The 26,211-nt window shown below is 56.2% G+C and carries 18 protein-coding genes and 1 pseudogene; 13 read left to right on the top strand and 6 right to left on the bottom strand.

What is annotated here, in order from left to right:
• Positions 1–172: 172 nt before the first annotated feature.
• The 4 genes from EI969_RS11440 to moaA form a co-directional block, all read right to left on the bottom strand.
• A complete protein-coding gene (locus tag EI969_RS11440) occupies positions 173–1,456 on the bottom strand; it encodes an FAD-binding oxidoreductase (protein ID WP_160387894.1) in 1,284 nt (427 codons plus the stop codon).
• A gap of 363 nt (positions 1,457–1,819) precedes the next feature.
• Positions 1,820–3,178 (bottom strand): chromate efflux transporter, encoded by a 1,359-nt coding sequence (gene chrA, locus EI969_RS11435; RefSeq protein WP_160387893.1) that lies wholly within the window; start codon positions 3,176–3,178, stop codon positions 1,820–1,822.
• Between the two features lie 180 nt (positions 3,179–3,358).
• Entirely contained in the window at positions 3,359–4,258 is a 900-nt protein-coding gene (locus EI969_RS11430) for a bestrophin family protein (protein WP_160387892.1), read from the bottom strand.
• A gap of 5 nt (positions 4,259–4,263) precedes the next feature.
• Positions 4,264–5,262, bottom strand: a complete 999-nt coding sequence (gene moaA / locus EI969_RS11425) for a GTP 3',8-cyclase MoaA (RefSeq protein WP_160387891.1) — start codon at positions 5,260–5,262, stop codon at positions 4,264–4,266.
• A 592-nt stretch (positions 5,263–5,854) separates the two neighbouring features.
• Between moaA and EI969_RS30260 the strand changes: the two are divergent.
• From EI969_RS30260 to EI969_RS11385, 8 genes and pseudogenes are all read left to right on the top strand, one after another.
• Positions 5,855–6,072: pseudogene (locus EI969_RS30260) on the top strand (ubiquinol oxidase subunit II); the annotation flags it as partial.
• 618 nt (positions 6,073–6,690) lie between these two features.
• Positions 6,691–7,890 (top strand): crotonyl-CoA carboxylase/reductase, encoded by a 1,200-nt coding sequence (gene ccrA, locus EI969_RS11415; RefSeq protein WP_160387890.1) that lies wholly within the window; start codon positions 6,691–6,693, stop codon positions 7,888–7,890.
• 12 nt (positions 7,891–7,902) lie between these two features.
• Positions 7,903–9,750: a non-ribosomal peptide synthetase gene (locus tag EI969_RS11410; RefSeq protein WP_160387889.1), complete on the top strand. Its 1,848-nt coding sequence runs from the start codon at positions 7,903–7,905 to the stop codon at positions 9,748–9,750.
• Position 9,751: 1 nt separating this feature from the next.
• Positions 9,752–15,478 carry a type I polyketide synthase gene (locus EI969_RS11405; protein WP_160387888.1) on the top strand — a complete coding sequence of 1,909 codons (5,727 nt, stop codon included), beginning with the start codon at positions 9,752–9,754 and terminating at the stop codon, positions 15,476–15,478.
• Complete coding sequence (locus EI969_RS11400) at positions 15,468–16,196, top strand: thioesterase II family protein (RefSeq protein WP_160387887.1); 729 nt, start codon at positions 15,468–15,470, stop codon at positions 16,194–16,196. The genes EI969_RS11405 and EI969_RS11400 overlap by 11 nt, the downstream gene beginning before the upstream one ends.
• Positions 16,186–17,103 (top strand): serine hydrolase, encoded by a 918-nt coding sequence (locus EI969_RS11395; protein ID WP_160387886.1) that lies wholly within the window; start codon positions 16,186–16,188, stop codon positions 17,101–17,103. Before EI969_RS11400 ends, EI969_RS11395 begins: the two co-directional genes overlap by 11 nt.
• Before the next feature lies 1 nt (position 17,104).
• A complete protein-coding gene (locus EI969_RS11390; RefSeq protein WP_160387885.1) occupies positions 17,105–17,863 on the top strand; it encodes a class I SAM-dependent methyltransferase in 759 nt (252 codons plus the stop codon).
• Positions 17,850–19,097 (top strand): MFS transporter, encoded by a 1,248-nt coding sequence (locus tag EI969_RS11385; protein WP_160387884.1) that lies wholly within the window; start codon positions 17,850–17,852, stop codon positions 19,095–19,097. The genes EI969_RS11390 and EI969_RS11385 overlap by 14 nt, the downstream gene beginning before the upstream one ends.
• Here EI969_RS11385 and proS read toward each other — a convergent pair.
• Both proS and EI969_RS11375 read right to left on the bottom strand, forming a co-directional pair.
• Complete coding sequence (gene proS / locus EI969_RS11380; protein WP_160387883.1) at positions 19,089–20,579, bottom strand: proline--tRNA ligase; 1,491 nt, start codon at positions 20,577–20,579, stop codon at positions 19,089–19,091. The two genes, EI969_RS11385 and proS, sit on opposite strands and share 9 nt — an antisense overlap.
• Positions 20,580–20,797: 218 nt before the next feature.
• Positions 20,798–21,649, bottom strand: a complete 852-nt coding sequence (locus EI969_RS11375; protein ID WP_160387882.1) for a CAP domain-containing protein — start codon at positions 21,647–21,649, stop codon at positions 20,798–20,800.
• Between the two features lie 142 nt (positions 21,650–21,791).
• On the opposite strand from EI969_RS11375, the gene EI969_RS11370 reads away from it, so the two are divergent.
• The 5 genes from EI969_RS11370 to EI969_RS11350 all read left to right on the top strand — a co-directional run bounded on the left by EI969_RS11370 (position 21,792) and on the right by EI969_RS11350 (position 26,179).
• Complete coding sequence (locus EI969_RS11370) at positions 21,792–22,412, top strand: cell wall hydrolase (RefSeq protein ID WP_160387881.1); 621 nt, start codon at positions 21,792–21,794, stop codon at positions 22,410–22,412.
• A gap of 169 nt (positions 22,413–22,581) precedes the next feature.
• A complete protein-coding gene (locus tag EI969_RS11365) occupies positions 22,582–23,559 on the top strand; it encodes an NAD-dependent epimerase (protein ID WP_160387880.1) in 978 nt (325 codons plus the stop codon).
• A gap of 50 nt (positions 23,560–23,609) precedes the next feature.
• Positions 23,610–24,350 (top strand): glycosyltransferase family 2 protein, encoded by a 741-nt coding sequence (locus tag EI969_RS11360; protein ID WP_160387879.1) that lies wholly within the window; start codon positions 23,610–23,612, stop codon positions 24,348–24,350.
• Positions 24,347–24,625: a lipid-A-disaccharide synthase N-terminal domain-containing protein gene (locus EI969_RS11355; RefSeq protein WP_007976061.1), complete on the top strand. Its 279-nt coding sequence runs from the start codon at positions 24,347–24,349 to the stop codon at positions 24,623–24,625. The genes EI969_RS11360 and EI969_RS11355 overlap by 4 nt, the downstream gene beginning before the upstream one ends.
• A gap of 3 nt (positions 24,626–24,628) precedes the next feature.
• On the top strand, positions 24,629–26,179 hold the full coding sequence (locus tag EI969_RS11350; protein WP_160387878.1) for a glycosyltransferase family 39 protein: 1,551 nt from the start codon (positions 24,629–24,631) through the stop codon (positions 26,177–26,179).
• Positions 26,180–26,211 lie beyond the last annotated feature (32 nt).

Raw genomic sequence — 26,211 nt, 5'->3', positions numbered from 1 at the left:
GAGCTGTATAGAATGTCCCGGCCCCATCGCGGGCAAGCCCGCTCCCACAGTGGGCAATGTGAAGCACAAATTGTGCGAACACCGAAGATCCCTGTGGGAGCGGGCTTGCTCCGGGCGGCGATCCGACGATGGGGCCAGCACAATCAACCTCCATATGTGCTGGCCAACAACCTCAGCGCAGTCGCTCAAGCATCTGGTAGTACCACATGCCCGCAGCCAGCATCGGGTTGCCGAGCAGGTCGCCCATGGGCACGCGGATGTGCTGGCAGGCGGCGAAGGTGTCGAACTGCTGCAATTGTCCTGTGATCGCCCGACCCATGATTTCACCCATGATGTGGGTGGTGGCGATGCCGTGGCCGGAGTAGCCCTGGCAATACCAGACGTTGTCCGACAGCTTGCCCAGTTGCGGGATGCGGTTGATCACAATGCCCATCGCGCAGCTCCACTGGTAGTCGATGGCCACGCCTTTGAGCGCCGGGAAGGTCTGCTCGATGCACGGGCGCAGTTCGGCGGCGATGTCGCGTGAATCCTTGCCGCTGTAGTTGGCGCCGCCACCGAACAACAGGCGACCGTCCGCGGTGAGGCGGTAGTAGTCGAGCACGAAGCGACAGTCATAGACCGCCAGGTCTTCGGGGTTGATCTGTTTGGCCAGCTCGCCCAGCGGCGCGGTGGTGACGATGCCGCCCATGGCCGGGAAAATCTTGCCCTTGAGCTTGCCTGGTTCCAGTTTGTGATAGACATCGCCGGCCAGCAGCACCTGGTTGGCGTCGATGTGCCCGTGGGCGGTGCGTACACCCGGCTTGTCGCCGTGGATGATTTCCAGCACTTCGCTGTTTTCGAAGATCAGCGCGCCCAGGCTTTCGGCGGCGCGAGCTTCGCCTATGCACAGGTTGAGCGGGTGCAGGTGCATGTTGCGCGTGTTCTTGATCGCGCCGTGGTACAGGTCGCTTTGCAGCAGGTCGCGCACCTGGCTACGGTCGAGCAGGCTGACTTCATCGCCCATGCCACGGTGCACGGCCTCTTCGTAATCCTTGCGCAAGCCGACCATGTGCGCCGGTTTGTACGCCGCATGCAGGTGGCCGTGCTTGAGGTCGCAGGCGATGGCGTATTTTTCCACGCGCTGCTGGATGATCTGGTGCCCGCGCCAGCGCAGGTTCCAGATGAAGTCGTCGACCTCGTCGCCGAGGGTCCGGCGCATCTGTTTGCGCATGGCCTCATCGCCCGACAGGCTGCCGGTGACCTGGCCGCCGTTGCGTCCGGTGGCGCCCCAGCCGATCTTGTGGCTTTCGACGATGGCGACCTTCAGGCCTTTTTCCGCCAGCTCGACGGCGGTGGCCACGCCGGTGAAACCGCCGCCGATGATCACCACATCAACCCGGTGCCGGCCTTGCAGCGTCGGGTAGTCCGTGTCCTGGTTGAGGGTGGCGGTGTAGTAGGAATTGCAACGTTGAGTCATGTCGGTGTCCACGCAAAAGGAGATCAACCAATGCCGGTCAGGCGACCGCGGAACCTGTGGGAGCGAGCTTGCTCGCGATTGCGGTGGATCATTCGATATCAATGTTGAATGACACACCGCAATCGCGAGCAAGCTCGCTCCCACAGGGGGGCTGTAGCGTCTGAGCATTGGCAGGGATAGCGAAGGAGGGGGCCCGCCAATCAGGCGAGCAGGGCGCTATCCGGCGGACGTGCGGAATGACGCAGTTTCGAGCGGCGCAAGGCCATGGGCAGGTTGACAATACGCTTCATGCGCGTGTTTCCGGCTGCGGACAACGTTGGAGGCCGAAGCCTCCGGGGATGCTGGATAGTAGGGGGTCGCCCTTCAACCTGCAAGGTGAATCCCGAGGCCGATCAGCCCGCAGCCGATCAACACCTCGATCACCCCGCGCTTGAAACGCAGCAGCGCAATGCCCGCCAGCAGAGCGATCAGCAGCGAAGGCCAGTCCAGTTGTCCCTCGAAGCCTTTGGGCCAGAGCACGTGGTAGGCAAAGAAACACGCCAGATTGAAAATCACGCCGACCACGGCGGCCGTAATGGCCGTCAGCGGCGCGGTGAACTTGAGCTCGTTGTGCGTCGACTCCACCAGTGGGCCCCCGGCGAGGATGAACAGGAACGAAGGCAGGAAGGTGAACCAGGTCACCAGCGTGGCGGCGATGGCACCGGCGACAAACGCCTGGTCCGGGCCGAAGACCTGCTGCACGTACGCGCCGACGAAACCGACGAAGGCAACGACCATGATCAACGGACCTGGCGTGGTTTCGCCCAGCGCCAGGCCGTCGATCATCTGTGTCGGCGTCAGCCACCCATAGTGACCGACCGCGCCCTGATAAACGTACGGCAGCACGGCATAGGCGCCGCCAAAGGTCAGCAGCGCGGCCTTGGTGAAGAACCAGGCCATCTGGGTCAGCGTGCCTTCCCAGCCGAACAGTGCGGTGAGCACCGCCATGGGCAGCGTCCACAAAATCACCCCGACCACCGCCAGCCGCGCCAGCTTCAAACTGCTGAAGCGGGCGTGCTCAGGGGTTGGCGTGTCGTCGTCGATCACTGCCGGGCCGGAGGATTGTTTCGTCGCGCCGTGGCCACCGGTCCTGAACGTTTGCGGCGCCAGTCGTCCGCCGAAATAACCGATGACCGCCGCACCGAGCACGATCAACGGAAACGGCACATTGAGCACGAAGATGGCCACGAAGGACGCGGCGGCGATGCCCCACAACCAGCCGTTCTTCAGCGCCCGCGAGCCGATGCGGTGAGCGGCCTGGACCACGATGGCAGTGACCGCAGGCTTGATCCCGTAAAACAATCCGGCGACCACGGGCATGTCACCAAAGGCGATGTACACCCAGGACAAGGCAATCAGGATGAACAGCGACGGCAACACAAACAGCACGCCTGCGATCACGCCGCCCCAGGTCCGGTGCATCAGCCAGCCGATGTAAGTCGCCAACTGCTGGGCCTCGGGTCCGGGCAGCAACATGCAGTAGTTGAGCGCGTGCAGAAAGCGCCGCTCGGAAATCCAGCGCCGGCGCTCGACCAGTTCCTGATGCATGATCGAAATCTGCCCCGCCGGCCCGCCGAAACTGATGAAACCGAGCTTGAGCCAGAACAGGAAGGCTTCGCGCAGGCTGATAGTGCGCGGGGGTGGCACAGCCTGTCCGGTGATCGGGGAGGGTGTCGGGCTCAAGCGTAAATTCCTTGCGCAGATAAGCTTTGAACCCGTGACTGTAGCTACGCGCGAGCGCGTTGGATAGACGCTTCAGGCGGAGTTTGTGCCAGTGCCATCGGGCCCTGGCGGCGCGTGTTGGCAGACCCACCGTCATCGCGAGCAGGCTCGCTCCCACAGGTTTTGTGTGTTTCCTGAAAATCAGGTCAACACAAAATCCACCGGCTCCAGTTGTGGCGGCAACTCCGTCACGCCCAGTGCCGTCAGCACATCACGCTCGATGTTGCGCACGATGGCGTCGGTGGGCAGGTCGTTTTCGTCGCGGCCGAACGGGTCTTCCAGTTCATCGGCAATCGCATCCAGGCCGAAAAAGGTGTAGCTGACAATCGCCGTGAAAATCGGCGTCAACCAGCCCAGGGGCTCGGCCATGGCAAACGGCAGGAGGATGCAGAACAGGTAGATGGTGCGGTGCAGCAACAGGGTGTAGGGGAAGGGCAGCGGGGTGTTCTTGATCCGTTCACAGACGGCCTGGGCATGGGTCAGGCTGGTCAGATGATTGGCCATGAGCGTGTAGCGCCAGTCGTTGATCACCCCGGACTCGTTGAGTGTCGAGCACTGCTGACCGACCTGCATCAGTATTTGCCCGGTGACGTCCGTGGAGTTGCCCTTGGGCATCGGCTGCAGCCAGTCGCCACTGGCGGCCATTTCGTTTTCCTGGCGCAGCCGTGCGTTCAGGGCATGGGCAAAGCCGCACAGGTTGCTGAGGATCGTATGCCGTTCATCCGTGTCCTTGATCACCAGGGTTTCACGAATCATCGAGCGGACCTCGACGATCACATCGCCCCAGGCTTTGCGTGCTTCATACCAGCGGTCGTAGCAAGCGTTGTTGCGAAAGCTCATGAAGATCGACAGCGACAAACCCAGCAGCGTGAAGGGCGTGGCGCTGACCTTGGAAAAGTAACTGGGGTGCAGGGTTTCGATGAGCACGATGGCCGAGGCGAGCAGCGTCACCATCAGGCTGCGCCAGGCGATGCGCTTGGCAATCGAACCCTTGAGGGACGTCAGCACGCCGATCAGGTTGGGTTTGGGTCTCACGATCATGGGTTTCAGCCGCCCGTCATGTTCATGAAGCGAACCACCTGGACATCGTCGTTCACTTCGAAATTGTGTCGATAAGGCTTGAGTTTCATCGCCTCGATAATGGCCTTTTCCAGGCGCTCGGGCTGTCCGGGATGGCTACGCAGGACAGCCTTGAGATCCACCGAGTGCTCATTGCCCAGGCACAGCAGCAGACGTCCTTCCACGGTCAGCCGCACCCGGTTACAGGTGCCGCAAAAGTTGTGGCTGTGGGGCGAGATGAACCCCAGGCGAATCTGCGGCGCCTCGGCCAGGCGCCAGTAGCGCGACGGACCCTGGGTCGACTCGGCGGAATCAATCAAAGTGTAGCGTTCGGCGATGCGCTCGCGGACCTGGCTGCTTGCGAAAAACGACTCGGCGCGGCTGTGCTCGTGGATGGTGCCCAACGGCATTTCTTCGATGAAGGAGATGTCGAGGTTGCGGTCGATGGCGAAGCTCACCAGGTCATTGATCTCATGGTCGTTGCGGCCTTTCATCACCACGCAATTGAGCTTGGTGTTGCGAAAACCTGCCTGGTTGGCCGCGTCGATGCCCTTGATCACCTGCGCCAGGTCACCGGTGCGGGTCAGCTCGCGAAAACGTTGCGGGTCCAGACAGTCGAGGCTGATGTTGAGGCGCTTGACCCCGGCGTCGAACAGCGGCCCGGCCAATCGGGCCAACTGCGAACCGTTGGTGGTCATGCACAGCTCACGCAAGCCGGGCAGGGCGGCGATCTTCTCGCACAGTTGCACCACGCCCGGACGAATCAGCGGCTCGCCGCCGGTGAGGCGAATCTTGCGGGTGCCCAGCGCGACGAAGCTTTGTGCCAGCTGGTAAATCTCTTCCAGGGTCAGCACCCGTTGGCGCGGCAGGAACTGCATGTCCTCGGCCATGCAATAGACGCAACGGAAATCGCAGCGGTCGGTGACCGACATCCGCAGATAGTCCACGCGCCTTGCAAACCCATCGATCAGGACTCGTTCTGACATGACACCCTCGCTTGGAACCGCACGCATTGAATGAATATCCGAAAAACCTGTAGGAGCGAGCCCTGCTCGCGATGGTCGTTAACGATTATGCGGGCTTTCTGGTTGAGCGCGGTGCCCTTGGGTCCATCGCGAGCAGGCTCGCTCCTACAGATGCGAATTCCGTTAATAACGGATTTGTTGAGCGCAAGCTAAGAGCAACTTTAACGGGCGTCCAATCACTATTAATGACCGGGTGATCGACCGGATCTATGATGAACTTTATTTTGTGGTAAATGAGCCTGAAGTTATTTTAACTAATTGAAAATAAAGGTAAAAAATTAATGATGGAGTGTTTCGATAATGCTGTCATAAATAGCGATTAGACAATATTTAAACGCCATTCATATGCTTTCTCCGTCAATTCGAACAATGACCTGAATCCGGTCCAAGCCTGTGTGCATTGTCACGGAGAAGTACCATGTCTCAAGTCGACCGCTACAAACCCTACAAAGGTGCCGCCGCTGGTTGGGGTGCGCTGATCGCTGATACCAAAAACTGGCTGGGCAGTGAAAACGCGCTGAAGAACATTCGCGCAATGCTCCTGCATCCGGACATCGCCCAACGCCACACCCATTGGCCGTTCGTCTTCACCCTGATGCTGATGTTCCTCGGCTACATCTGGCCGAACATCGTGCTGTCGTCGATCAGCTTGTGGGCGGCGGCGTCATCACCGACCAGCAAGTTGTTCACCCTGCCGATCTCCTGACGTACATGGTCTGGAGCTACTACGTGTTCCGCGGCAAAGTGAGGATTGGCGATGGCTACCATTGATTCCCGTGAACTGGAACCGACGCCCTGGTACAAGCGCCTTGGGTGTCTGGTGTTGATCTGGCTGGGCAGTGTGGTTGCGTTGGGGTGGTGGCGGGGGCGGGGGCGTTGCGGATGTTGATGCATGCGGCCGGGATCAGTAGCCACTGAGGTTCACTACGAAAAAATGAAACCCGGAGCCCCGTGACAGGGCTCCGGTTTTTTATTGCGAAATTTTAAAACCGAGGGTGTTTTCTTTTGAAAACTGCCCTTGAAATTCAGTGTTTTCATAAGAAGTTGATTTTCATAGAAAACTTCAGGCTATTTTACGTTTTTACAGTATGCGAATACTTTTTTGTTTTTTATGTTTAAAAGATTGTAGGAGGGTGGTGACATTGTTTTGGGATGTTTCTGCTGCTGAAATAGGAATGGTAGTTCGCTGGTTGTAAGTTGTGTCTGAAATTTGGTTTTGCTCTTTGCGAGAGAGTTAATGTTGTATTAGGTTTTAGTCCTTGGTTGGTTGACATTGGTTTGTCGAATTTCTGTTTTTAAAGTTTTTTGTCGTTGGTTCGTTGTGGTGGCTGGGGAAGGAAAGGGGTTCTAATTAAATTTTCAAAGCTTCAAGCTCAAGGAGTTCAAGATATGGATGAAGTAGGCGTAATGCCTGATTCTAAAAAAGTCGATGTCCCTGAGAAAATGTTGGCGCAAACCATTAGGTCTGAAAGGTATGGCCCACCTTCAACCGCATTTGCTCTGGAGACCGTCGCTGTACCAATCATTCAATCAGATGAATGCTTAGTCAAGGTCATGGCTGCTGGTATAAATCATAATGGCATTTGGGCTGCGCGCGGATTTCCAATAGATGTCATTGAACTTCAAAGAGTTCGTGGTGAAGATTGTGATTTTCATATAGCGGGATCTGATGCTTCAGGAATAGTTGTTGCCGTGGGGAAGGATGTGGACGATATCGCTATTGGCGATGAAGTCGTACTGCACTGCGGTTGGTGGGATCACGATGCAGTGGTCGACGAAATCATGGACAAGTCGGCAAAGATCTGGGGTTACGAAATCAACTTTGGCGCTTTCGCTGAATACACCCGGGTCAAGCGCCAGGCAATTCTGCCTAAGCCCGCGCGATTGAGTTGGGAACAAGCGGCGTCCTACATGCTTTGTGGGGCAACGGCGTACCGGATGCTGCACGGCTTTGCACCACATACGGTGAAACCGGGAGACGTGGTACTGATATGGGGCGGCAGTGGTGGAATGGGATCCATGGCAATCCAATTGGTTAACGCTGCGGGGGCGATACCTATAGCGGTGGTCAGTAATGAAGAAAAAGCTGCGTATTGTCGCGAAATCGGTGCAAAAGGCACGATTAATCGACAGGATTATGGGCATTGGGGGGGGCTCGAAGATATTGAAGACCCAACCAAGTACGCCTGCTGGTTAGGTGAAGCCAAGCGGTTCCAGCAGGAGATCTGGCGCCTGGTTGGGGAGCGAAAATGCCCCCGAATTGTGATTGAGCATCCAGGTGAGGATACCTTTCCGACTTCCTCTTTCGTCTGTGCCCCTGGTGGGATGGTAGTCATTTGTGCTGGCACCACTGGTTATAAGGGGACGTTCGATGTCCGATATCTCTGGATGCGCCAAAAAAGATTGCAAGGCTCGCATTTTGCCAATCTTGACCAATGTCGTGAATTTAATAAGTTGATTGATGAAGGCGATGTGAAGCCATGCTTGACCCGATCTTTTTCCCTTGAAGATCTACCTGAGGCTCATCAAATTATGTTTGATAATCGAGAGCCGCTTGGAAACTTCGTAGTGCGAATCGGTAGTCGTTAGGAGTGTTGACTTATGTTGTTTATTAATAGGTTCCTGAATCAGGTTCGTGAAAGTCCTGAGTTTCCGGCCATTGCTGACGCATTGTCGGAGGTTTCATATGAGGAGTTATATTGTCGCGCGCGTCGATTAGCTTGGGCTCTTGCTGGGGGAAGTTCAGCAGGAATGATCGGTGTAGTGGTGAGTAAAAGTGTCGAGTACATTGTTTCAGTACTTGCTATTCATTTGTTGGGTAGAACGGTTGTTCCGTTGGACGGTAACTACCCAATTAGCAGATTGAAACAAATGATTGCGTCTCTTGATTTGTCTTTATGTCTGGTGAGTCATCCGCAAACGATTGAATTGACTGGCGTGTTGCAGGAATGCACGCACCTTTTACATATCGAAGACACGATAGGGAGTGTGATTGACGAAGCTGAGTTCATGGTCACGGCTGGGGAGGATACACCGGCGTATGTCGTGTTCACGTCTGGTACCACCGGCGTACCAAAACCGGTTTTGGTGCCTTATCGATCACTCAGCACCTTGATCGACTGGATGGCTAAAGCACCAGGGTCGAAAGGCACCACATTGTTGTACGCGGCACAGGGGTTTGATGTTTCATTTCAAGAGATCTACGCAACTTTGTGCTATGGCGACCGCTTACTGATTGCCACGGATGCGCATAAGAAAGACTTGCGTGTCTTGATCGAGCATTTATCTGCAGGAAAGGTAACGCGTCTATTCCTGCCTACGTCGATGCTGATCCCACTGGTGAAATTCGGTCTTGAAGAAGGGGGGGCACTGGTCGATTTGGAACAGGTGATCGTGGCAGGAGAGCAACTAAAGGTCACACCTGCCGTCAGGCAGTGGTTCAAGGCTCATCCTCATTGTCGATTGATCAATCATTACGGTCCATCTGAAACACATGTGGTGATGACCTGCCAACTCGAAGATGAACCGGATAGATGGCCGGATCTGCCGCCGATCGGTCAGGTCACGCCAGGTAGTGACGCCTGGCTGTTTGACGAGCAGTTACAGCCAGTGGCACGAGGGGACTGCGGTCAACTGCACATTTCGGGTCGCTCATTGGCGTTGGGTTACTACCGTTTGCCGAAGGAAACAGAGGAGAAATTCATCCCCCATCCTCTCACTCTAGAGCGGATGTACAACACAGGCGATATGTGTGTACTCAACGAGCAGGCTCAATACGAATACAAGGGACGGCGTGACCGGCAGTACAAGGTTCGTGGGTATCGAGTCGAGTTGAAAGAAATCGAGTCGGCAGTTATGAACTCCGGATTGGTAGATGATTGCCTTGTCGTAGCGTTGCAAACGAATTTGATCACCTCGCTGGTCCTCTATTTTTCAGCACCTGAGTCCGAACAAGATCTAAGTTTGAGTGTGCATGCGCATCTTGCTGCAACACTACCGGAATATATGCTGCCGTCCTTCTATAAAAAAATTGCAGCTATTCCGTTGACCCTTAACGGCAAAGCCGACACTGCGAAGCTGCCGCCTATCAGCGAGCCGAGATCGCAGTTGTCGTCTAGTTATGTAGCGCCGAAGGGGCCGCTTCAAACACTGATTTGTGAGTTGGCAGCGGAGTGTTTCGGGATTGATCGACTCGGCGTTGATGACAACTTCATGGCGGCGGGAGCGAACTCTTTCACACTGATGTCCTTGTTAGCCGAGTTGCGCCATGTATTGGGCCACAGCTTTAGGCAGACCGATCTGTTCGAGTACCCGACACCCAGATTGCTGTGCGGGATCGTTCAGAGCTCAATGCAAGTGTCTGAGCCGAAAGTCCCGGTTATCTCTGTAAACCAGCGGAAACTGAGATCGGCTGCCATTCACAGTGCTCATGGAAAAAGGAGAAGCTGACATGCGCACCCATGAGGACAACTGCGCCGTGATTGATGAGAACAGCATTGCCATCGTCGGGATGTCTTGTCGGTTTCCGGGGGCGGATTCGGTGGATCAGTACTGGCAAAACTTATTGGCCAGCCTCGAAAGCATTCAGGTGAAATCTGACGTGGACGGGCGGGTGCGTGCCCGCGCTGAATTGTCGGGCATTGAGGATTTTGATTACGATTTTTTTGGTTTCAGCTTCAAGGAAGCCCAGCTACTTGACCCCCAACAAAGAGCGTTGCTCGAATGTGCATGGGAGGTGTTGGAGGATGCATCGCTGAATGAGCGAGGCGGCTCCATCGGAGTGTTCTGCGGTGCCGGGCCCAGTTCCTACTTCATCAACAATGTCCATGGTCTGCAAGCACACGAAACTGCTTGTGGCTTGTATCAATCCTCTGAGTCACTGGCGCAGTTCATGGCGACTGACAAAGAGTTTCTAGCCAGCCGGATCGCCTACAAACTCAATTGCTGTGGCCCTGCGGTCAATGTTCAAGCTGCATGCGCGACGTCTATGTTCGGCATTCATGCGGCGATTAATGCCCTGTTACTGGGCGAATGCGGGGCCGCATTGGTGGGCGCGGCTGCCATCTCTGTTCCGCAATCGATTCCCTATTATTTTGAACCAGGGATGCCATTCAGCGCCGATGGTCATTGTCGTCCGTTTGATGCTCTGGCGAGTGGAACAGTTTTTGGTTCCGGAGCGGCGGTGGTCGGGTTGAGGAGGCTAAGTGATGCACTTGCTGATGGCGATCAGATTCATGCCGTGATTCGTTCGGTGGCGACCAACAATGACGGTGCGCACCGAGCTGGTATGTCGGCGCCATCAGTTGCCGGTCAGGCGAGAGTCATCTGTGAGGCACTTGAGCTGGCAGGTGTCGACCCAGCCGATATCAGCTATGTCGAAGCTCATGGCACTGCCACCCCCATCGGTGACCCGATCGAGATAAAGGCGCTGGCCAATGCCTTTGCCGGTCGTGATTGCGCAGACACCTGCTATCTGGGGAGCGTCAAAGGCAACATCGGGCATCTGGGGTGGGCCGCGGGCATGGCTGGCTTGATCAAAGCTGTCCTGATCGCCAAGCACAAAGTGATACCTCCGACCCTTAACTTCCAGCATTACAACCCGCACTTGAACATCGAAGAAACGCCTTTTGAGATCAACCGTGAATCGGTTGTAATCAACCAGCCTCATGTCATCGTTGGCGTCAGCAGTTTCGGGCTGGGTGGCAACAATTCGCACTTGATACTCGAGACCGCACCGAAAGTATTGATGACTCACTTTTCCATCGATCAGGACCAGGCCTCCTTGATCCCCGTTTCGGCCAAAGACCCCAACGGTCTGCGTGACCTCTGCATAGCCTATCGGCAGTTTCTAGAAACTCAGACGGATAGCTGTTTCCCAGTATTTGTCTCCAACTTGAGGTTTTCCAGATCGCTGTTCGGGTACCGCGCTTACATCATTGCCAGCCGGCGTACGGAAGCTATTGAAGCCCTGACTGCACTGTCCTCCTTCGACAATCGTTCATCGAACGGACGTACCCCGGCGGTGGGTTTGATGTTCAGCGGTCAGGGCGCAGAGCATAGGGAGATGGGACTCGGGCTGTATGCTCAGGAAGCATTGTTCAAGACTGAGCTTGATGCATTTGATCCGGTTTGTCAGGAAGCCTTTGGCGCGCGCGCCGTCGACCTATTGTCCGACGTACAGATCGAGCAGGATATTGCACTGTCGCAGCCACTGACGTTTGCGTTGCAAGTGGCAATGGCGCGACTGCTTCTAAGTCATGGGATAACCCCCGTCGCTCTGTTCGGACATAGCCTTGGGGAATATGCCGCCGCCTGCATCGCAGGTGTGTTCAGCCCGGAGCAAGGATTCAGAATACTTGTGCAGCGTGGTCGACTGCTGGATTCGCTCGGTGATATCGGAGCGATGGCCGTGCTGGAAGGCGATCACTCGTGTGCATCGGGACTGATGGACACAGAATTCGGTGACTTGTCTATTGCCGCATTGAACGGTAGGAGCAATACGGTGGTTTCCGGAACACGGGAAGCAATTGAGCAACTCCTGTCCAAGGCACAAGACGCTGGCGTCAATGCGACGCGACTGAAGATTTCACGCCCCGGGCATTCCAGCTTGCTTGACCCTTTGCTGGAGAGCTTCGAAGCCTACCTGGATACTGTCGAAATGCGCTCCCCGGTCGGCCCCTTCATTTCCACGTTGACGGGTGAACTGGCAGGAAGTGAAGTGGCCACCTCGCAATACTGGCGTCGGCAATTGCGTGAAACAGTGAGCTTTGGTGCGAGCGTAGAGTCGGCTTGCGAATACGGCTGCACTCACCTTGTCGAAATTGGGCCAAAAGCAACACTCTCGGGCTTGGTTCTGGGTGACTGGGGCGATCAACTGAGCGTTTTGCCGTTGGTCAAGGGGGGTAGAAAAGATCACCGGCAATATTTGACCGTCTTGGGCGAGTTGTTACGGGTTGGCATAGATGTACGTTTCCCGGAACTGCCGGTACGGGCTCCGATACTTTCGGGATTGCCGACTTATCCTTTTCAGCGAGTTCGTTGTTGGGTCGAAGCTTCGCCACTGGAGTCTGTCCTCACCGAACCGGTATATCAGACGGTCTGGCAACCGCTGACGGCAGCGTCAATGGATGTGCAAGTGGCAGCGAACATGAAGGTGCTGTTTTTTACTGTTGGCGAAACACCTGCACAGGATGAGATCCGCTATTTGGCAGATGCTTTCAAACAGTTTCACTGTATCGCTCTTGATCGCGGTGCAGGCGCGGGAAAGGAAATTGCTAAGCCATCGATCGACGAATTGTGGCAGGAGTATGGTGACGATGTTGACCGGGTCTATCTCGATCTTCGGCACCTATCGGACGCTCATGTCTCTACAGCAGTCAGTGCCTGTGCTCAGACCTTGGACCTGATGCGTAGCATGACGAGTACTTACCCGCAGATCTGTTTGTTGTTTGCCGTACAGGTTTGCAGCGACGGAGACGAGGCACCGGGGCCGGTGGCCAATAGTGTCGTGGGCATGCTGCGTTCTTTGTTGCTTGAGGAACCTGATCGACAGGTGACCGTTCTCAACTTTCTCAGAAGCCCGCAGTTTCATTGTGCCGAAGAGGCAGGGCCGATCGTACTGTTGCCGTTCACTGAAGAGCTCGTCGTCACAATAGAACAAGGACTGGTCAAAGTTCCGCGTCTGGAGCGGGTGTTGGTTGACGACTTGCTGGAGGGTGAAGTGGATCGCGACTCGCACTATCTCCTTCTCGGGGGTGGGGGCGGCATCGGCCAACAACTGATCGAACGCCTTTGTGCCGATCAGTGCGGCTCCATTTCCGTCATCGGCCGCGCACCTCAGCCGAGTGACGCATTACGCAGGCTGATGACGCTTCATCCGACCGTCCGCTATCTGGGTTTCGACTTGTCGACCGATCAAGGGCGGGACGATTGTGCGCAGCATTTGCGGCAGACCGTCGTGCATCGGGCAACAATCTTCAATCTGGCTGTCGATCTCAACGATAAATTATGGAGCGAGATAGGAATTTCGGACCTGCAGCAATCTTTCGACGCCAAATGCAGTAGTGTCCTGAGCCTGTATCACTTGCTTCGTGAGCAGGGCACGGTGATCGAATGTGTTTTTAATTTTTCTTCCGCCACTTCGATTCTGGGCAACGGCGGACAGATGGCTTACGGGGCCGCCAGTTCTTTCCTCGATGCGGCCCACGCCTTCCTGTTTCCTGAGGCTGGCCAAGTGCTGACGGTCAACTGGGGCGTGTGGGGGGATGCTGGAAAGTTACGTAATGCACGTCAGCGCTTGCAGGTACTCAAGGCCGGCGGCTTGAACAGCCACAACAGCGAGCAGGGATACCTATTCATCCGCAGGCTCTTGGGCGGTCCGTCCCGCCACGTTGCCTACATGAACATCGACGCTCAGAAACTGGCGGACAGATCCCGAGTCAGCCAAAAGTTTCTCGAACGTTTGACAGCCGAACCCCGTCCTCGCGAAAGCAAGCACCCGGACAGTGTGTCGACGCGTCTGCTCGGATGTACAGATGAGCGGGAAATCGGCCAACTGCTAGAGAGCTGGCTGGTATCGACCACCGATGCGCTCGTCGGGTTGGAGGCGGCAAGCCAGGGAAATTATGACGCCATCAAGTCGTGCGGTTTCCAGTCGTTGGGGTTTGACTCTCTGGCGTTAGTACAGCTGAAGAACGCCTTGGGCTCACAGTTGGGGTTGCAGTGGAGCCTCAAACGTTTCCACGCCACCGAGGCACTGAGCGAGTTGCACGCTGAAATGCTTGTTCATGTCAGTCAGCCGGCCTGGCGTACAGCGAATCAACCGAACAAAGACACCGTGGAAAACAACGTGCAGGACATGGTTGTTTCCTTACAACAGGCTCGATGGATTTCGCTTATCGGGCAGGATTACGGTCTGCGCATCATTCCGTATCGGATTTACTGCTCCTTCGATGCCGAGCATTGTCGCAAGGCGCTGCTGCAGGTAATCGACGAGCATCGATTGTTACGCACGTTTTTTCCACAGGGGCAGCCCGTGGTCAAGACGGCGGCACAGGTGGTCGAAGGCTTCGGGACTTTGTTCACCAAACTCGGTGGGCAATCCGAAGCGCAGCAGACACGTCAGATCACGACTCTTGTACGTTCAATGACGCAGGGGTTGCCAAAGCCCGAGGATAATGTGACGTGGGCCATTCACTTTATCGACATCGCAGGCCCTTGGTTTATTGCCCTACTGGGTGTCCAGCACCTGGAATTCGATGGCAAGTCACTGACCTTAATGTTCGACCGTTTTGGTGAGTGCCTTGATCGAATGACCAGGGAACAGCCGCTGACCAGGATTGAACATGCCATCGACTATATCGACTACGCACGCCGTCAACAGCAGTACCTCAGTGGCGACTGGCTTAGAGATAAAGGTTTTTTCAAAGGGCTGTACAACGCATTCGAAAGACCCACGGTGCTTTCTGGACATCCAGGGTTCCACTCCACCACGGTGTGTTCGTCGTCGCGACACAGTGTTGACGTTGCCGGTGCGCACCGCACATTGAGCGAAATGGCCGCGCAGAACGGATTTAGTGTGTTCAACGCCATTTTGTATGCCTACGCCTCGACCATGGCCGAGGTGATTGACTGTGGTCAGCTGATTATCAGTGCCATCAACAGCGGCCGCGGATTGAGTGAGTTCAACGATGTGATCGGCCCGTTCACGTCTCCGTTACCGGTACCGATTATTGTGCATCACGAATGGTTGACCGGAATCGCAATGGTTACGCGCACACTGGAGGCCATGCACGCCTATCCGTTGATGCACCCGACGATGTTGATCGATGAAGTATCGGCATTTTCGGGGATGGCCCATGACACCTACTTTTCCGATCTCGGTATTAATTTCCTCAACTACCGTCACACCACTGCAAGTCCGGGCAAGGTATGGATCGAAGGGGTAGAAATACTTGGTCCTGTCGGCGAGGGGGTTCTGTCGGGGGCCAACGTCGAAGACATGCGAAGAGTGCCCGGACTGCATCTGGTGGTTGAAATCAACGGTGATGACTTGCGCTTCAATTTCTGGTTCCACACCCAGCGTTTTACCAGCACCGAGGTGAAAGGTTGGGGCGATCTCATGGTGCGTAACGTCAATGAGCTGCTGGACCTGGCGAGGGCATTAAATGAATCGTGATCCAGCGACACTGCTTTGCTTTTCTTATGCCGGTGGCAGTGCCGGATTCTACGCACGTTGGCGCAGTGTATTGCCCCATATCAAGGTCATCCCAGTCGATATTCCGGGGCGGGGCACCGCTCGGGGCCTAGAGACGTTGGTGACCCGAAACGATGTCATTGACTACCTGCTCGAACATTGCCTGCGTCGGTGTGTACCGCCATTCGCATTGTTCGGGCATAGCCTTGGAGCGCGCATCGCGTTTGAGTTGCAGTCGGTGCTGGAGTGTGACTTTGGGTTGCAAGCCTCGCGGCTGTTTATCAGTGGTTGTCTCTCGCCGGAGCGCTTTACTCGTGCTGTGGCTGTTCACGAGCGGGATCTGAGCGATTCGGCATTATTGCGATTACTGGCCGGAATGGGCGGTACACCGCCGGAGCTGCTTGACAACCCGCTGTTGATGCAGACAGCACTGCCAATTATCCGAGCTGATTTTGAGTTGGCGATCGACCTCTCCAAAAGTGCCGCCATGTCCGTTGCATCACCCATCCATCTGTTACTCGGCAATCAGGACAAAGTCACTTGTCTGTTTGAAGACTATCCCGGTTGGCGGCGTCATACCTCCCGAGGGTGTCAGGTATCCCTTTTCGAAGGGGACCATTTTTTTGTCCGTTCCCAAGCGAACCCGGTTGCCATGCTCGTCAGGGAACAGTTGCAGGAGGTTGTGCCGCGTGAGGAATGAACAGCAGATACAGGATTGGTTGGGCGGTGGCGGCTGGCCCTTGCACACCATCGGTCAACGAATGATCGAACTCGCCAAACAAGAGCCTTCTTGTGCCTACCGTTGGTGTGTTCGTGATGTGAGGCAGGGTACCTGCCATGTGTTCAATGAACACATGGCAGGTCCTGCTTCGAGCACCCGCAAGCTGTACATCCTTGTGACTACGCTGCTGTTGGTTGAGCGCGCAGAGCTTGCCCTAGAGGAAACCCTAGTGGTGGATAACTCCAGGGCTGGGAACCAGACCTGTGGTGGCCTCTGGTTGTTGGACAGTCCTCGAACATTCACCATCGGCGAACTACTCAAGTTGATGATGGGGCTGAGTGACAATGTCGCAACGTTTTATCTGGTTGAGCGGATTGGACTGCAACGTATGAATGCACTTTCAACGGATCTTGGACTGCGCCAAACCCGGCATCTGTCGTCGGTGCCAAGTCAAGCGTTGACTGCGGATCACTCCTTGGACGCCGTCAACACCACGACGGCGTGGGATCTGGCAACAGCGCTGTCATTTTTGGTCGATGGCGCAGAAGGTCGACTACCGCAGGGCGGTACCTTCATTGGCCAACGACTTTCCCGGTTCGGTCTTGACGCAATGCTTGCCCAACAGGACACCACTGCAGTGAGGAGTTGGATGGATGAAGTGGGTCACATAGGCGACAAGCAGGGCGTTGGCTATCGCAATTACAACAACGTCGGCTATTTGGTTCGTGATGGCTCGGTGCGGATGGTCTTTTCGTTCATTGTTGATGACCTGCACCGGATGGAAGAGCCGCGACCGGCCTTTGCTCATGCCAGGGATTTCATTGCCCTGTTCTTCCGCTTGCTGGACGACTCCAGCAAGCTCCAGTCACCTTCGAAGGATTCTTGATATGGTCTGTTCACTGGCTGAGAGCTACCACAACAAATCCGCTATTTATGACAGCGCTAGACCGTCCTATCCGCTGCCGGCAATCGAGTTCATCCACAATCAGCTCGATTTGTCCTCGGGCTTACCGGTGCTGGACGTCGGTGCGGGTACCGGAATACTTACCCGGCAACTGGCGCAGACCGGCATGCCAGTTGTTGGCGTGGAACCTGATGTGCAGATGCTCGCGAAGGCCCGAGCGGGTACCGAGGCGCCCAATGCAAGTTTTCGAAATGCCACCGCCGAGCAAACAGGATTTGCCTCCGGCTCCGTGTCGGCCGTGGTATGTGGACAGTCTTTCCACTGGTTTGATCCGGGTAAGACCCAGGCTGAGTTCAGACGTGTACTGGCTACAGAAAACCCGGTATTTCTAGTCTGGAATATTCGTAGTCCCGATTGCGACGGATTTCACCGCGATTACGAGCAACTGCTGCTGAACCAGTTCGAACGTTATGAGGAAACGTTACAAATTGATCAGTGCCTGGAAGATCGTCTCCGCCGGTTTTTTGATGGTTCGTATGAGGAGCGCACGTTCGTCAATAGCCAGCAGTTGAGCGCATCTGGACTGCTCGAAAGAACCATGTCTTGTTCCTATGCCATGCATGTCGGAGCACCAGAATATGATTCGGCCAGTCGCGCCTTGAACGCTCTGCATCAGCAATATCGGCAAAACGATGTTGTCTCCATGATCTATAAAACGCGAGTGGTCTATGGACGCCTTTGAACGGTTGAACGTGAGTCGGCTAATGCACGGAGCCGCGTGGGTGGTGCCGTTATCATTTTTCCCTACGTTGGCGCGGGCTGCATTTCTTTCTTATTTCCTGATTTTCCTGAGTGAGCGGTTTGCGCTGTCGGTGGATCGGATCGGCCTCTTTGTAGGAGGGTTCATCCTCCTGAGTTCTGTTGGAAGTCTGGTGTTCGGCGCGTTGCTCGACAGAATGAGCATCAGAACTTTGATGCTCAGTTCATCGGTCCTCCAATCTGCGGTGTACGCCGGCCTGTTGTGGTCCGATTCGCTGGTGCTCGTATTCATACTGTGCCTGGTACTCAACCTGGCGTACCTGTCACTCGAAACGGCCATACGCATGTGTATCGCTCGTTGGTTTCACTCAGCGAAAACCGCGTCCGTGCTCTCAATTAAATACACCCTTACTAATACTGCGTATGCATTAGGGCCATTGGCCGGCCTCTGGTTGAACAAACAAGGCGTTTCGCCAATGTTATTTTGCAGCACCGCCGCGATTGTATTTGCCTTGGCGGCGTTTCGTCCTTTCGCCGATACAGAGGAGCGCGAACAACCACGCGATAACGGCGAAGGAGTACTTGGCCCTCTGGTGAACATGGCCAAGGATCGCAAGCTGCTGAAGTTCACAGTGGCCAGTGTCCTTTTGGCCGGCGTATTCGGGCAGTTTCATCTTTATGTAGGCCAATACTTGCTCACCACGTACTCCATCGAGCAAATGTACGAAATCATAAATGTGGTATTCGTCACCAACGCGCTGACATCAATCCTGTTGCAGTACCTGATCGGTCGCAAAGTAACGGCTGAACGCTTTAGGCTTTGGACGTGCGGGTGTATCTTGGCCTTCGCCGGCGGGCTGTTGGGATTTGCATTCTCCAGCACGGTATTTACCTGGGCTGTCTTCACTGCCTTGTTTACGGTGGGGGAGATCATCATTCAGCCTCTTGAGTTTCTATACATTACACGTATTGCTCCTGCCCGAATGGCAGGGGCGTACTACAGTTCTCAAAACCTGACCTATCTGGGAGCGGCATCCACGCCGGTGGTTTGCGGTTATATCCTTGTTGACTTAAGTCCCTTGTATTTTTTGTTGTATCTTTTTGTATTGTTGATTGTAGGCGGTGTGATTTTTTACAACGCAGGCGGAAAGTTGGCTTCTCTGGAAACAATACAGCACCGCAATAGCGGGGCTGTATGTGATCAGGGATCAATATGACTTTGCATAAAGTGCCCACGTGTTCGTTTTACGGCCGGTGAATAAACAGGTTGCAGAAATACCAGGTTGTTTTAGCGGAATACAGCGAACGGTTACTCCAAGCTCTCCGATAGCTTTTTCAACTTTCTTGTCCTCGCTGAAGGGGGCGAGAACAAAGGCGTTAAGTTTTGCGTTCTGTATGAAGTGTTTTTTGAATTCGTCCAGAGTAGTGACCGTTTTGGTGTTATCGGACAATTTCTTCTGTGCCACCACTAACATGTCTTTTTGAAGGGTGGCCAGTGTTTTCGAGATGTCATTAAAAAAATCTTCAGTGTCAAGTTTCAGAAGGGTTTTGCAGTTGTTTCGACAGGAATAGGACACCACATTTTGCTCCAGTTCCTTTATGCCAATCTCGATCCGGACAGGGACGCCACGCTTGATGTGGTACCACTTTTTTTCGCCACTGTTCATGTCCCGCCAATCAACGCTGGCCCGAAGGTTTTGCCCCTTCAGTTTTTTCCGGCAAATCTGTTTTTGCAATTTTTTGCAGTAGTCATGAATGGCATCTGCATCTTGTTCGTTGCGCACGATCGGGATAATGACGACCTGCGTCGGTGCCACGAGGGGCGGGAGCACTAGTCCATCATCGTCACCATGGGCCATTATCATCGCGCCAATCAGTCGCGTGGATACTCCCCAGGACGTAGTCCATGCCAGTTCTTTTATCCCCTCTTTGTTCACAAAGCGGATGTCTGAACTCTGTGCGAAGTTCTGGCCTAAAAAATGAGAAGTACCTGCTTGCAGGGCCTTGCCGTCTTGCATCATCGCTTCAATGGTGTAGGTGCTGACGGCACCTGGAAATCGTTCCCAGGAGCACTTTTCGCCCTTGATTACAGGTATGGCCAGGTGCTCGGTCGTAAAACGCTCGTAGATATCCAACATCTTCAGCGTTTCGTCCAGGGCCTCATCATGAGTTGCGTGAACGGTGTGACCTTCCTGCCATAGGAACTCCGATGAGCGCAGGAAAATCCGGGGACGCATTTCCCAGCGCAGTACGTTCGCCCATTGATTGATAAGCAAAGGCAGATCCCGATAGCTTTGTACCCATCGTGAAAAGGATGCACCGATGACCGTTTCACTGGTGGGCCTGATGATCAACGGTTCTTCTAGTGTTCCTGCGGGAACAAGCGTTCCATCCGTCGACTTTTCGAGACGGTGATGGGTTACCACTGCGCACTCTTTGGCAAAGCCTTCAACATGCTCGGCTTCTTTTTGAAGAAAGGATAACGGAATCAACAGTGGAAAATAGGCGTTTGAATGTCCTGTGTCTTTGATTTTCTTATCAAGTTCTCGTTGAATCTGCTCCCATATGCCATACCCCCAAGGACGGATAACCATGCAACCTCGAACTGGAGAGTTCTCAGCCATTTCCGACTGGATGATCACTTGTTGATACCAGTCAGAAAAGTTTTCAGTTCTTGTAGGTGATATTGCGTTTTTCATAGGACCCTTGCTTTGAAGTCGAAATCGTTATTCGAAATGGTGTCGTAAGGGGTAGGTATATTTATTGAGCTTTGAAATTTCAAGACTTCATGTGTGGTTTTTCATATTTCAGAAATTTCCTTCAGAAGGATCTTTCTTTTTACAAAGCTATTCCGCTCTTCGACGTGTTCGTTGACCAAAAACAACCCCCAATGCCATCGCTTCGGGGGCTATGGCTCTCACTGCGCCCCAAACATCGCCGTCCAATAAATCCCCGCATCGCTCTTCGGATCGGTCGCATACGCTGCGCCCAGTTCGCGGAACTGCGGGTTCATCAGATTGGCGCAATGGCCGGGGCTGGTCAGCCAGCCTTCTACCACCTTGTGCGCGGTGTCTTGACCGGCGGCGATGTTTTCGCCGATCTGCTGGAAGTTGTAGCCGGCCAGTTCCGCGCGGTCGCCCGGGGTGCGGCCGTCGCGGTCCTTGTGGTCGAAATAGTTGTTGTTGGCCATGGAGCGCGAGTTGCCTTCGGCGGCGCTGGCCAGCGTGGCGTTCCAGGCCAGCGGTGGTGCGGCGGCAAAGGATTGCGCGCCGCACTGGCGTGGCCGGGTGCGGGCTGCGTTGAGTTCGGTGAGCAGCTTCTGGCCTTCGGCCTGCGCGTCACCCAGGCGTGCGCTCAACAACGGCCGTGCGACCACGATGCGCCATTCACGGTCCTGGCGGCTGACGCCGACATCGACGAATTGCGGGTCGAGGACGATCTGGCAAAAACTCTCCTGAATCGCCTTCATCGCCGAGGCAGCATCGCGGGGCCCGGACAGGCTGATGGCCTGCACGTTTTTCATCGGATAACCGGCAGTGGCCATGGCCTGTTGCAGGTTGCCGATGCTCGGGGCGGACAGCACCAGGCGCGGGTCGGCCGACAGCGGCGGCAACTCCGATGAGACCTGGCCGGCACAGCGCTGCAGTTGGCTGCGGTAGACGTTGATCGATTCGATCAATTGCGCTTCGTCGGCCGCCATGGCGTTGGCGGCGAATACCAGGCCCAGTGACAAACCGGCCAAACGCATTGCGGATGAGATGTAACCCATGAAAATCCCCCTTGAGCAGATTGCGCCCATCATGCGCGAAGTTGCCCCGTGTAAGACAACGGATTTATCCAAAGTGTAGTGGGGCGGGTGCAATCATTTCACTACTACACTGAATCGAACCGCTCACCGAGTGAGATCGATCATGCGCCTCCACTGGATCGCCACCTGCCTTGCACTCACGTTGCTTGCCGGCCCGGTTTTCGCTTCGGATCAAGAGCAAAAACAGGCGTCGGCCGAGAACAAGGCCGAGGTGCTGGAACAGAAGGCCGCCGAGAATAAAGGCTCCGCAACGACTCCCAAGGCCGATGCCATTACCCAGTCCGAAGTCCAGGCCGTTGACCCGGCGGGTGCCGCGCCGCTGGACGATGCGATCACGTGCCTGGCCCGGTCGATCTACTGGGAAGCCAAGGGCAAGGACTCCGCCGACATGGAGGCGGTGGCCAACGTGGTGATGAATCGCCTGGGCCACGAGGGCTTTCCGGATACGGTGTGCAAAGTGGTCAAGCAGGGTTCGGAGAGCAAGAGTTGCCAGTTCTCCTGGTGGTGTGACGGCAAATCCGACTCGGTCCAGGAAGAAGTGCCTTACGCGATGGCCAAGGAAATCGCGCGCAAGGCCCTGAACAAGGAACTGCCGGATCGCACCCAGGGTGCCTTGTATTTCCATGATCGTACGGTCAAGCCGGCTTGGGCCAAGGAATACATCAGGACCGTGGATATCGGTCTGTTCCGGTTTTACAAGCCCCATGCCGGATCGGCCAGATAGGTTTTTTGCAGCGGTCGAGTACGGCGTTATCCAAACTGAAATGTTCCTGTTTTATAAGCTTCATGACGCAACCGTGCGTGCAATGACGCCATAAGCAGGAACTGCACATGAAGCTGGTCTGGATCACTCATCTCGCGCCGATCACGGCGCAGTCGCCGGCGCGCAACGAATGACCGTCCTGGTCACCGGTGCGGCCGGCTTCATTGGTTTTCATACGGTCCGGCGCCTGTGTCGCGAGGGGCAGGACGTCGTCGGTATCGACAACCTCAATGACTACTACGACGTGGAACTCAAGCACGCACGCCTCAAGGTGCTGGAGGCATTGCCGGGTTTTCGCTTCCGGAAAATGGACATCGTCGACAAACCGGCATTGATGAGCCTGTTTCAGGACTACGGTTTTACCGAGGTGATACACCTGGCCGCCCAGGCCGGGGTGCGTTACTCGCTGGACAACCCGGATATTTATGCGCAATCGAACCTGGTGGGTTTCCTCAATGTGCTGGAAGCCTGCCGGCACCATCGTCCCGGGCACCTGATCTACGCCTCGAGCAGTTCGGTGTACGGCACCAACAGCAAGATGCCGTTCAGTGTCGAGGACCCTGTCGATCATCCCGTTTCGCTCTATGCCGCGAGCAAGCGCGCCAATGAATTGCTGGCCGAAAGTTACTGCCATTTGTATGGCCTGAAAGCCAGCGGCCTGCGCTTTTTTACCGTCTATGGCCCGTGGGGTCGCCCGGACATGGCGCTGTTCAAGTTTACCGACGCCATCCTCAAGGGCCTGCCCATCGACATCTACAACCAGGGCCGGATGTCGCGGGACTTCACTTATGTCGACGACATTGTCGAAGCCATCGCCCGGTTGCGCCCAAAACCTGCAGTGCCGCAAGGCACGGCTACCGGGGTCAACCGGCTGTTCAACATCGGGCGTGGCATGCCGGTGGCGTTGCTGGATTTCGTCGAGTGCCTGGAGTCGGCGCTGGATCAGCAGGCCCGGCGCAACTACCTGCCGATGCAGGCCGGCGATGTGGTCAAGACCTGGGCCGATGTCTCGGCACTGGCCGAGTGGGTGGGTTTCAGCCCGCAGGTGACGCTGGAAACCGGCGTAAGAGAATTTGTGCAGTGGTATCGGCAGTTCTACCGGATTTGAAGCGTTCGCCTCTGATCTCGAAAAAATCACAAAAAGGCGAGAGAGACTCCATGAGCCAAGACATTTTTGTATCCGTACTGATTCCCGCGAAGAACGAAGCGAACAACCTCAAGCCATTGCTTGAGGAAATCCGTGTGGCGCTGGCCGCTGAATCCTACGAAATCATCGTGGTCGACGATGGCAGCACCGATGCGACCCTGCATGAACTGCGGCAGATCCGCCACGATGGGCTGGACACCTTGCGCATCCTCCACCATGAGCGTTCGCTGGGGCAGAGCACCTCGCTCTATCACGCGGCCCGGGAGGCCCGTGGGCAATGGCTGGCGACCCTCGATGGCGACGGCCAGAACGACCCGGCGGACATCCCCGGCATGCTCGCGCTGGTGCGTGGCGAACCGGGCAAGGTCGACGTGCAACTGGTCGCCGGGCACCGGGTCAATCGTCGTGACACCGCGAGCAAACGCTACGCCTCGCGTTTCGCCAACAACCTGCGCCGGCGCCTGCTCAAGGACGCCACCCCGGACACCGGTTGCGGCCTGAAGCTGATCGAGCGCGCGGCGTTCCTGCGCCTGCCGTACTTCGACCACATGCATCGCTTCATTCCGGCGCTGATCCAGCGTCACAACGGGCGCATGATCGTGCACCCGGTCAACCACCGGCCGCGCACGGCCGGGGTGTCGAAATACGGCAACCTCGACCGCGCGCTGGTCGGCATTCTTGACCTGATCGGTGTCTGGTGGCTGATCAAGCGCACGCGGCTGAACACCATTGCCCAGGAGCTCGAAGGATGATGCTGACCCGTGAAACCCTGTGGCTGGTGGTCGGTTTTGCCGGCCAGATCGCCTTTACCGGGCGCTTTGTCCTGCAATGGCTGTACAGCGAGTACAAAAAGCGCAGCGTGATCCCGACCAGCTTCTGGTACCTGAGCATCGTCGGCAGCTCCTTGCTGCTGGCCTACGCCATCTACCGTCAGGATCCGGTGTTCATCGCCGGACAGGCCTTTGGCTCCATCGTCTATTTTCGCAACCTGCAATTGATTGCCAAAAGCCGCAGCGTGAAGGAATGAACCATGCATAGATCCTTGTCGCCCCGGGTCGAGTGCCTGGGGCTGATGCTGCTTGCCCTGTTGTTGATCGGCGCGGGGCTGGGGTTGCGTCAGGCGCAGAACGTGGACGAAGAGCGCTTCCTCGGCGTCGCCCTGGAGATGCTGCAAAACGGCTCGTGGCTGATCCCGCACCGGGCCGCCGAGATCTACGGCGACAAGCCGCCGATTTTCATGTGGACAGTGGCGTTTTTCACCTGGCTGACCGGCAAGCCGAACATCGCGCTTTATATCCCGGGACTGTTTTCGGCGGTGACGGTCACGGCGATGGTCTATGACCTGGGCCGTCGCCTGTGGACCCAACGTACCGGGCGCAACGCTGCGCTGCTGTACCTGGCGACGTACCAGACCTACAGCATCCTGCGCACCGGGCAGATCGACAGCCTGTTGATTCTGTTCACCTCCCTGGGCCTGTACGGTCTGGCGCGCCACCTGCTGCTGGGCCCGGCGTGGCGCTGGTTTTACATGGGCTGCGCGGCCATGGGCATTGGCGTGATCACCAAGGGCGTGGGTTTCCTGCCGGCGCTGATGCTGATCCCGTATGCCTATGCCGTGCGCAAAGGCTGGCCTGGCGTGGTGGCCATGCCCGGCGAGGCGCGCAAGTGGTTGCTGGGGTTGGCAGTGTTGCTGGGTGCCATCGCGATCTGGCTGTTGCCCCTGGCCTTGTCCATTTTCTTCAATGGCAGCGCCGATGAAATTGCCTACGCGCGGGAGATCCTCCTGCGCCAGACCGCCGGCCGCTACGCCGCGGCGTGGCATCATCGCGAACCGTTCTGGTATTTCTTCACCAAGGTGATTCCGCAGTACTGGCTGCCGTTGGTGCTGGTGTTGCCATGGCTGGTGCCGGCCTGGCGCCGTCAGTTGCAAAAGCGCGACGGCCGGGTCCTGGTATTGCTCGGTTGGGTGGCGCTGGTGGTGCTGTTTTTCTGTATCAGCACGGGCAAGCGCAAGTTGTACATCTACCCGGCGCTGCCCGGGCTGGTGCTGGTCGCCGCACCGTTGATCCCGTGGCTGCTCAAGCGCTGGTTCAAACGGCATCCGCGTTTGCGTCGGGTATTCCCGGCACTGCTGGCGACCTGGTTCGCGTTGTGGTTCGCCCGTGGATTCATCGAACCGCTCAGGGACGGCAGCAACGTTGATCAGGTGCTCATGACCCAGGCTGCGAGCATGACCCGAGGCGCCGATCTGGTGCTGGTCAATTGGGAAGAGGGGCACTGGTTGTTCGCCCGTCAGCCGATCGTGCATTTCGGCATGGACTATTCAACCATCGAAAAAGCCGCCCTGTATCTGCGCGAACATCCCAAGGCCTATGCGCTGGTGCCGGATGAGGTGCTGAACCAGTGCTTCAAACCCGAAGCGGCCCGTGAACTGGGGGAAAACGCCCGGGCGAAATGGTCGATCGTGGGCGCGGATGCCGACAATGGCAAATGCCTGCCGCAAGAGTCCAGCAAGGCCTATCGATTCACCTGGAATGACCCGCACATGCCAGTGGCGCCTGCGCAGGCAGCCAATCCGTAGGAGCCGGCTTGCTGGCGATGGATTCAAGTGCG

Origin of the sequence: Pseudomonas sp. PB101 (assembly GCF_009764265.1) — a bacterium.
Lineage (GTDB): Bacteria > Pseudomonadota > Gammaproteobacteria > Pseudomonadales > Pseudomonadaceae > Aquipseudomonas.
Note: the sequence above shows the minus strand (reverse complement) of the source record. Positions and strands in the feature narration are given on the sequence as shown.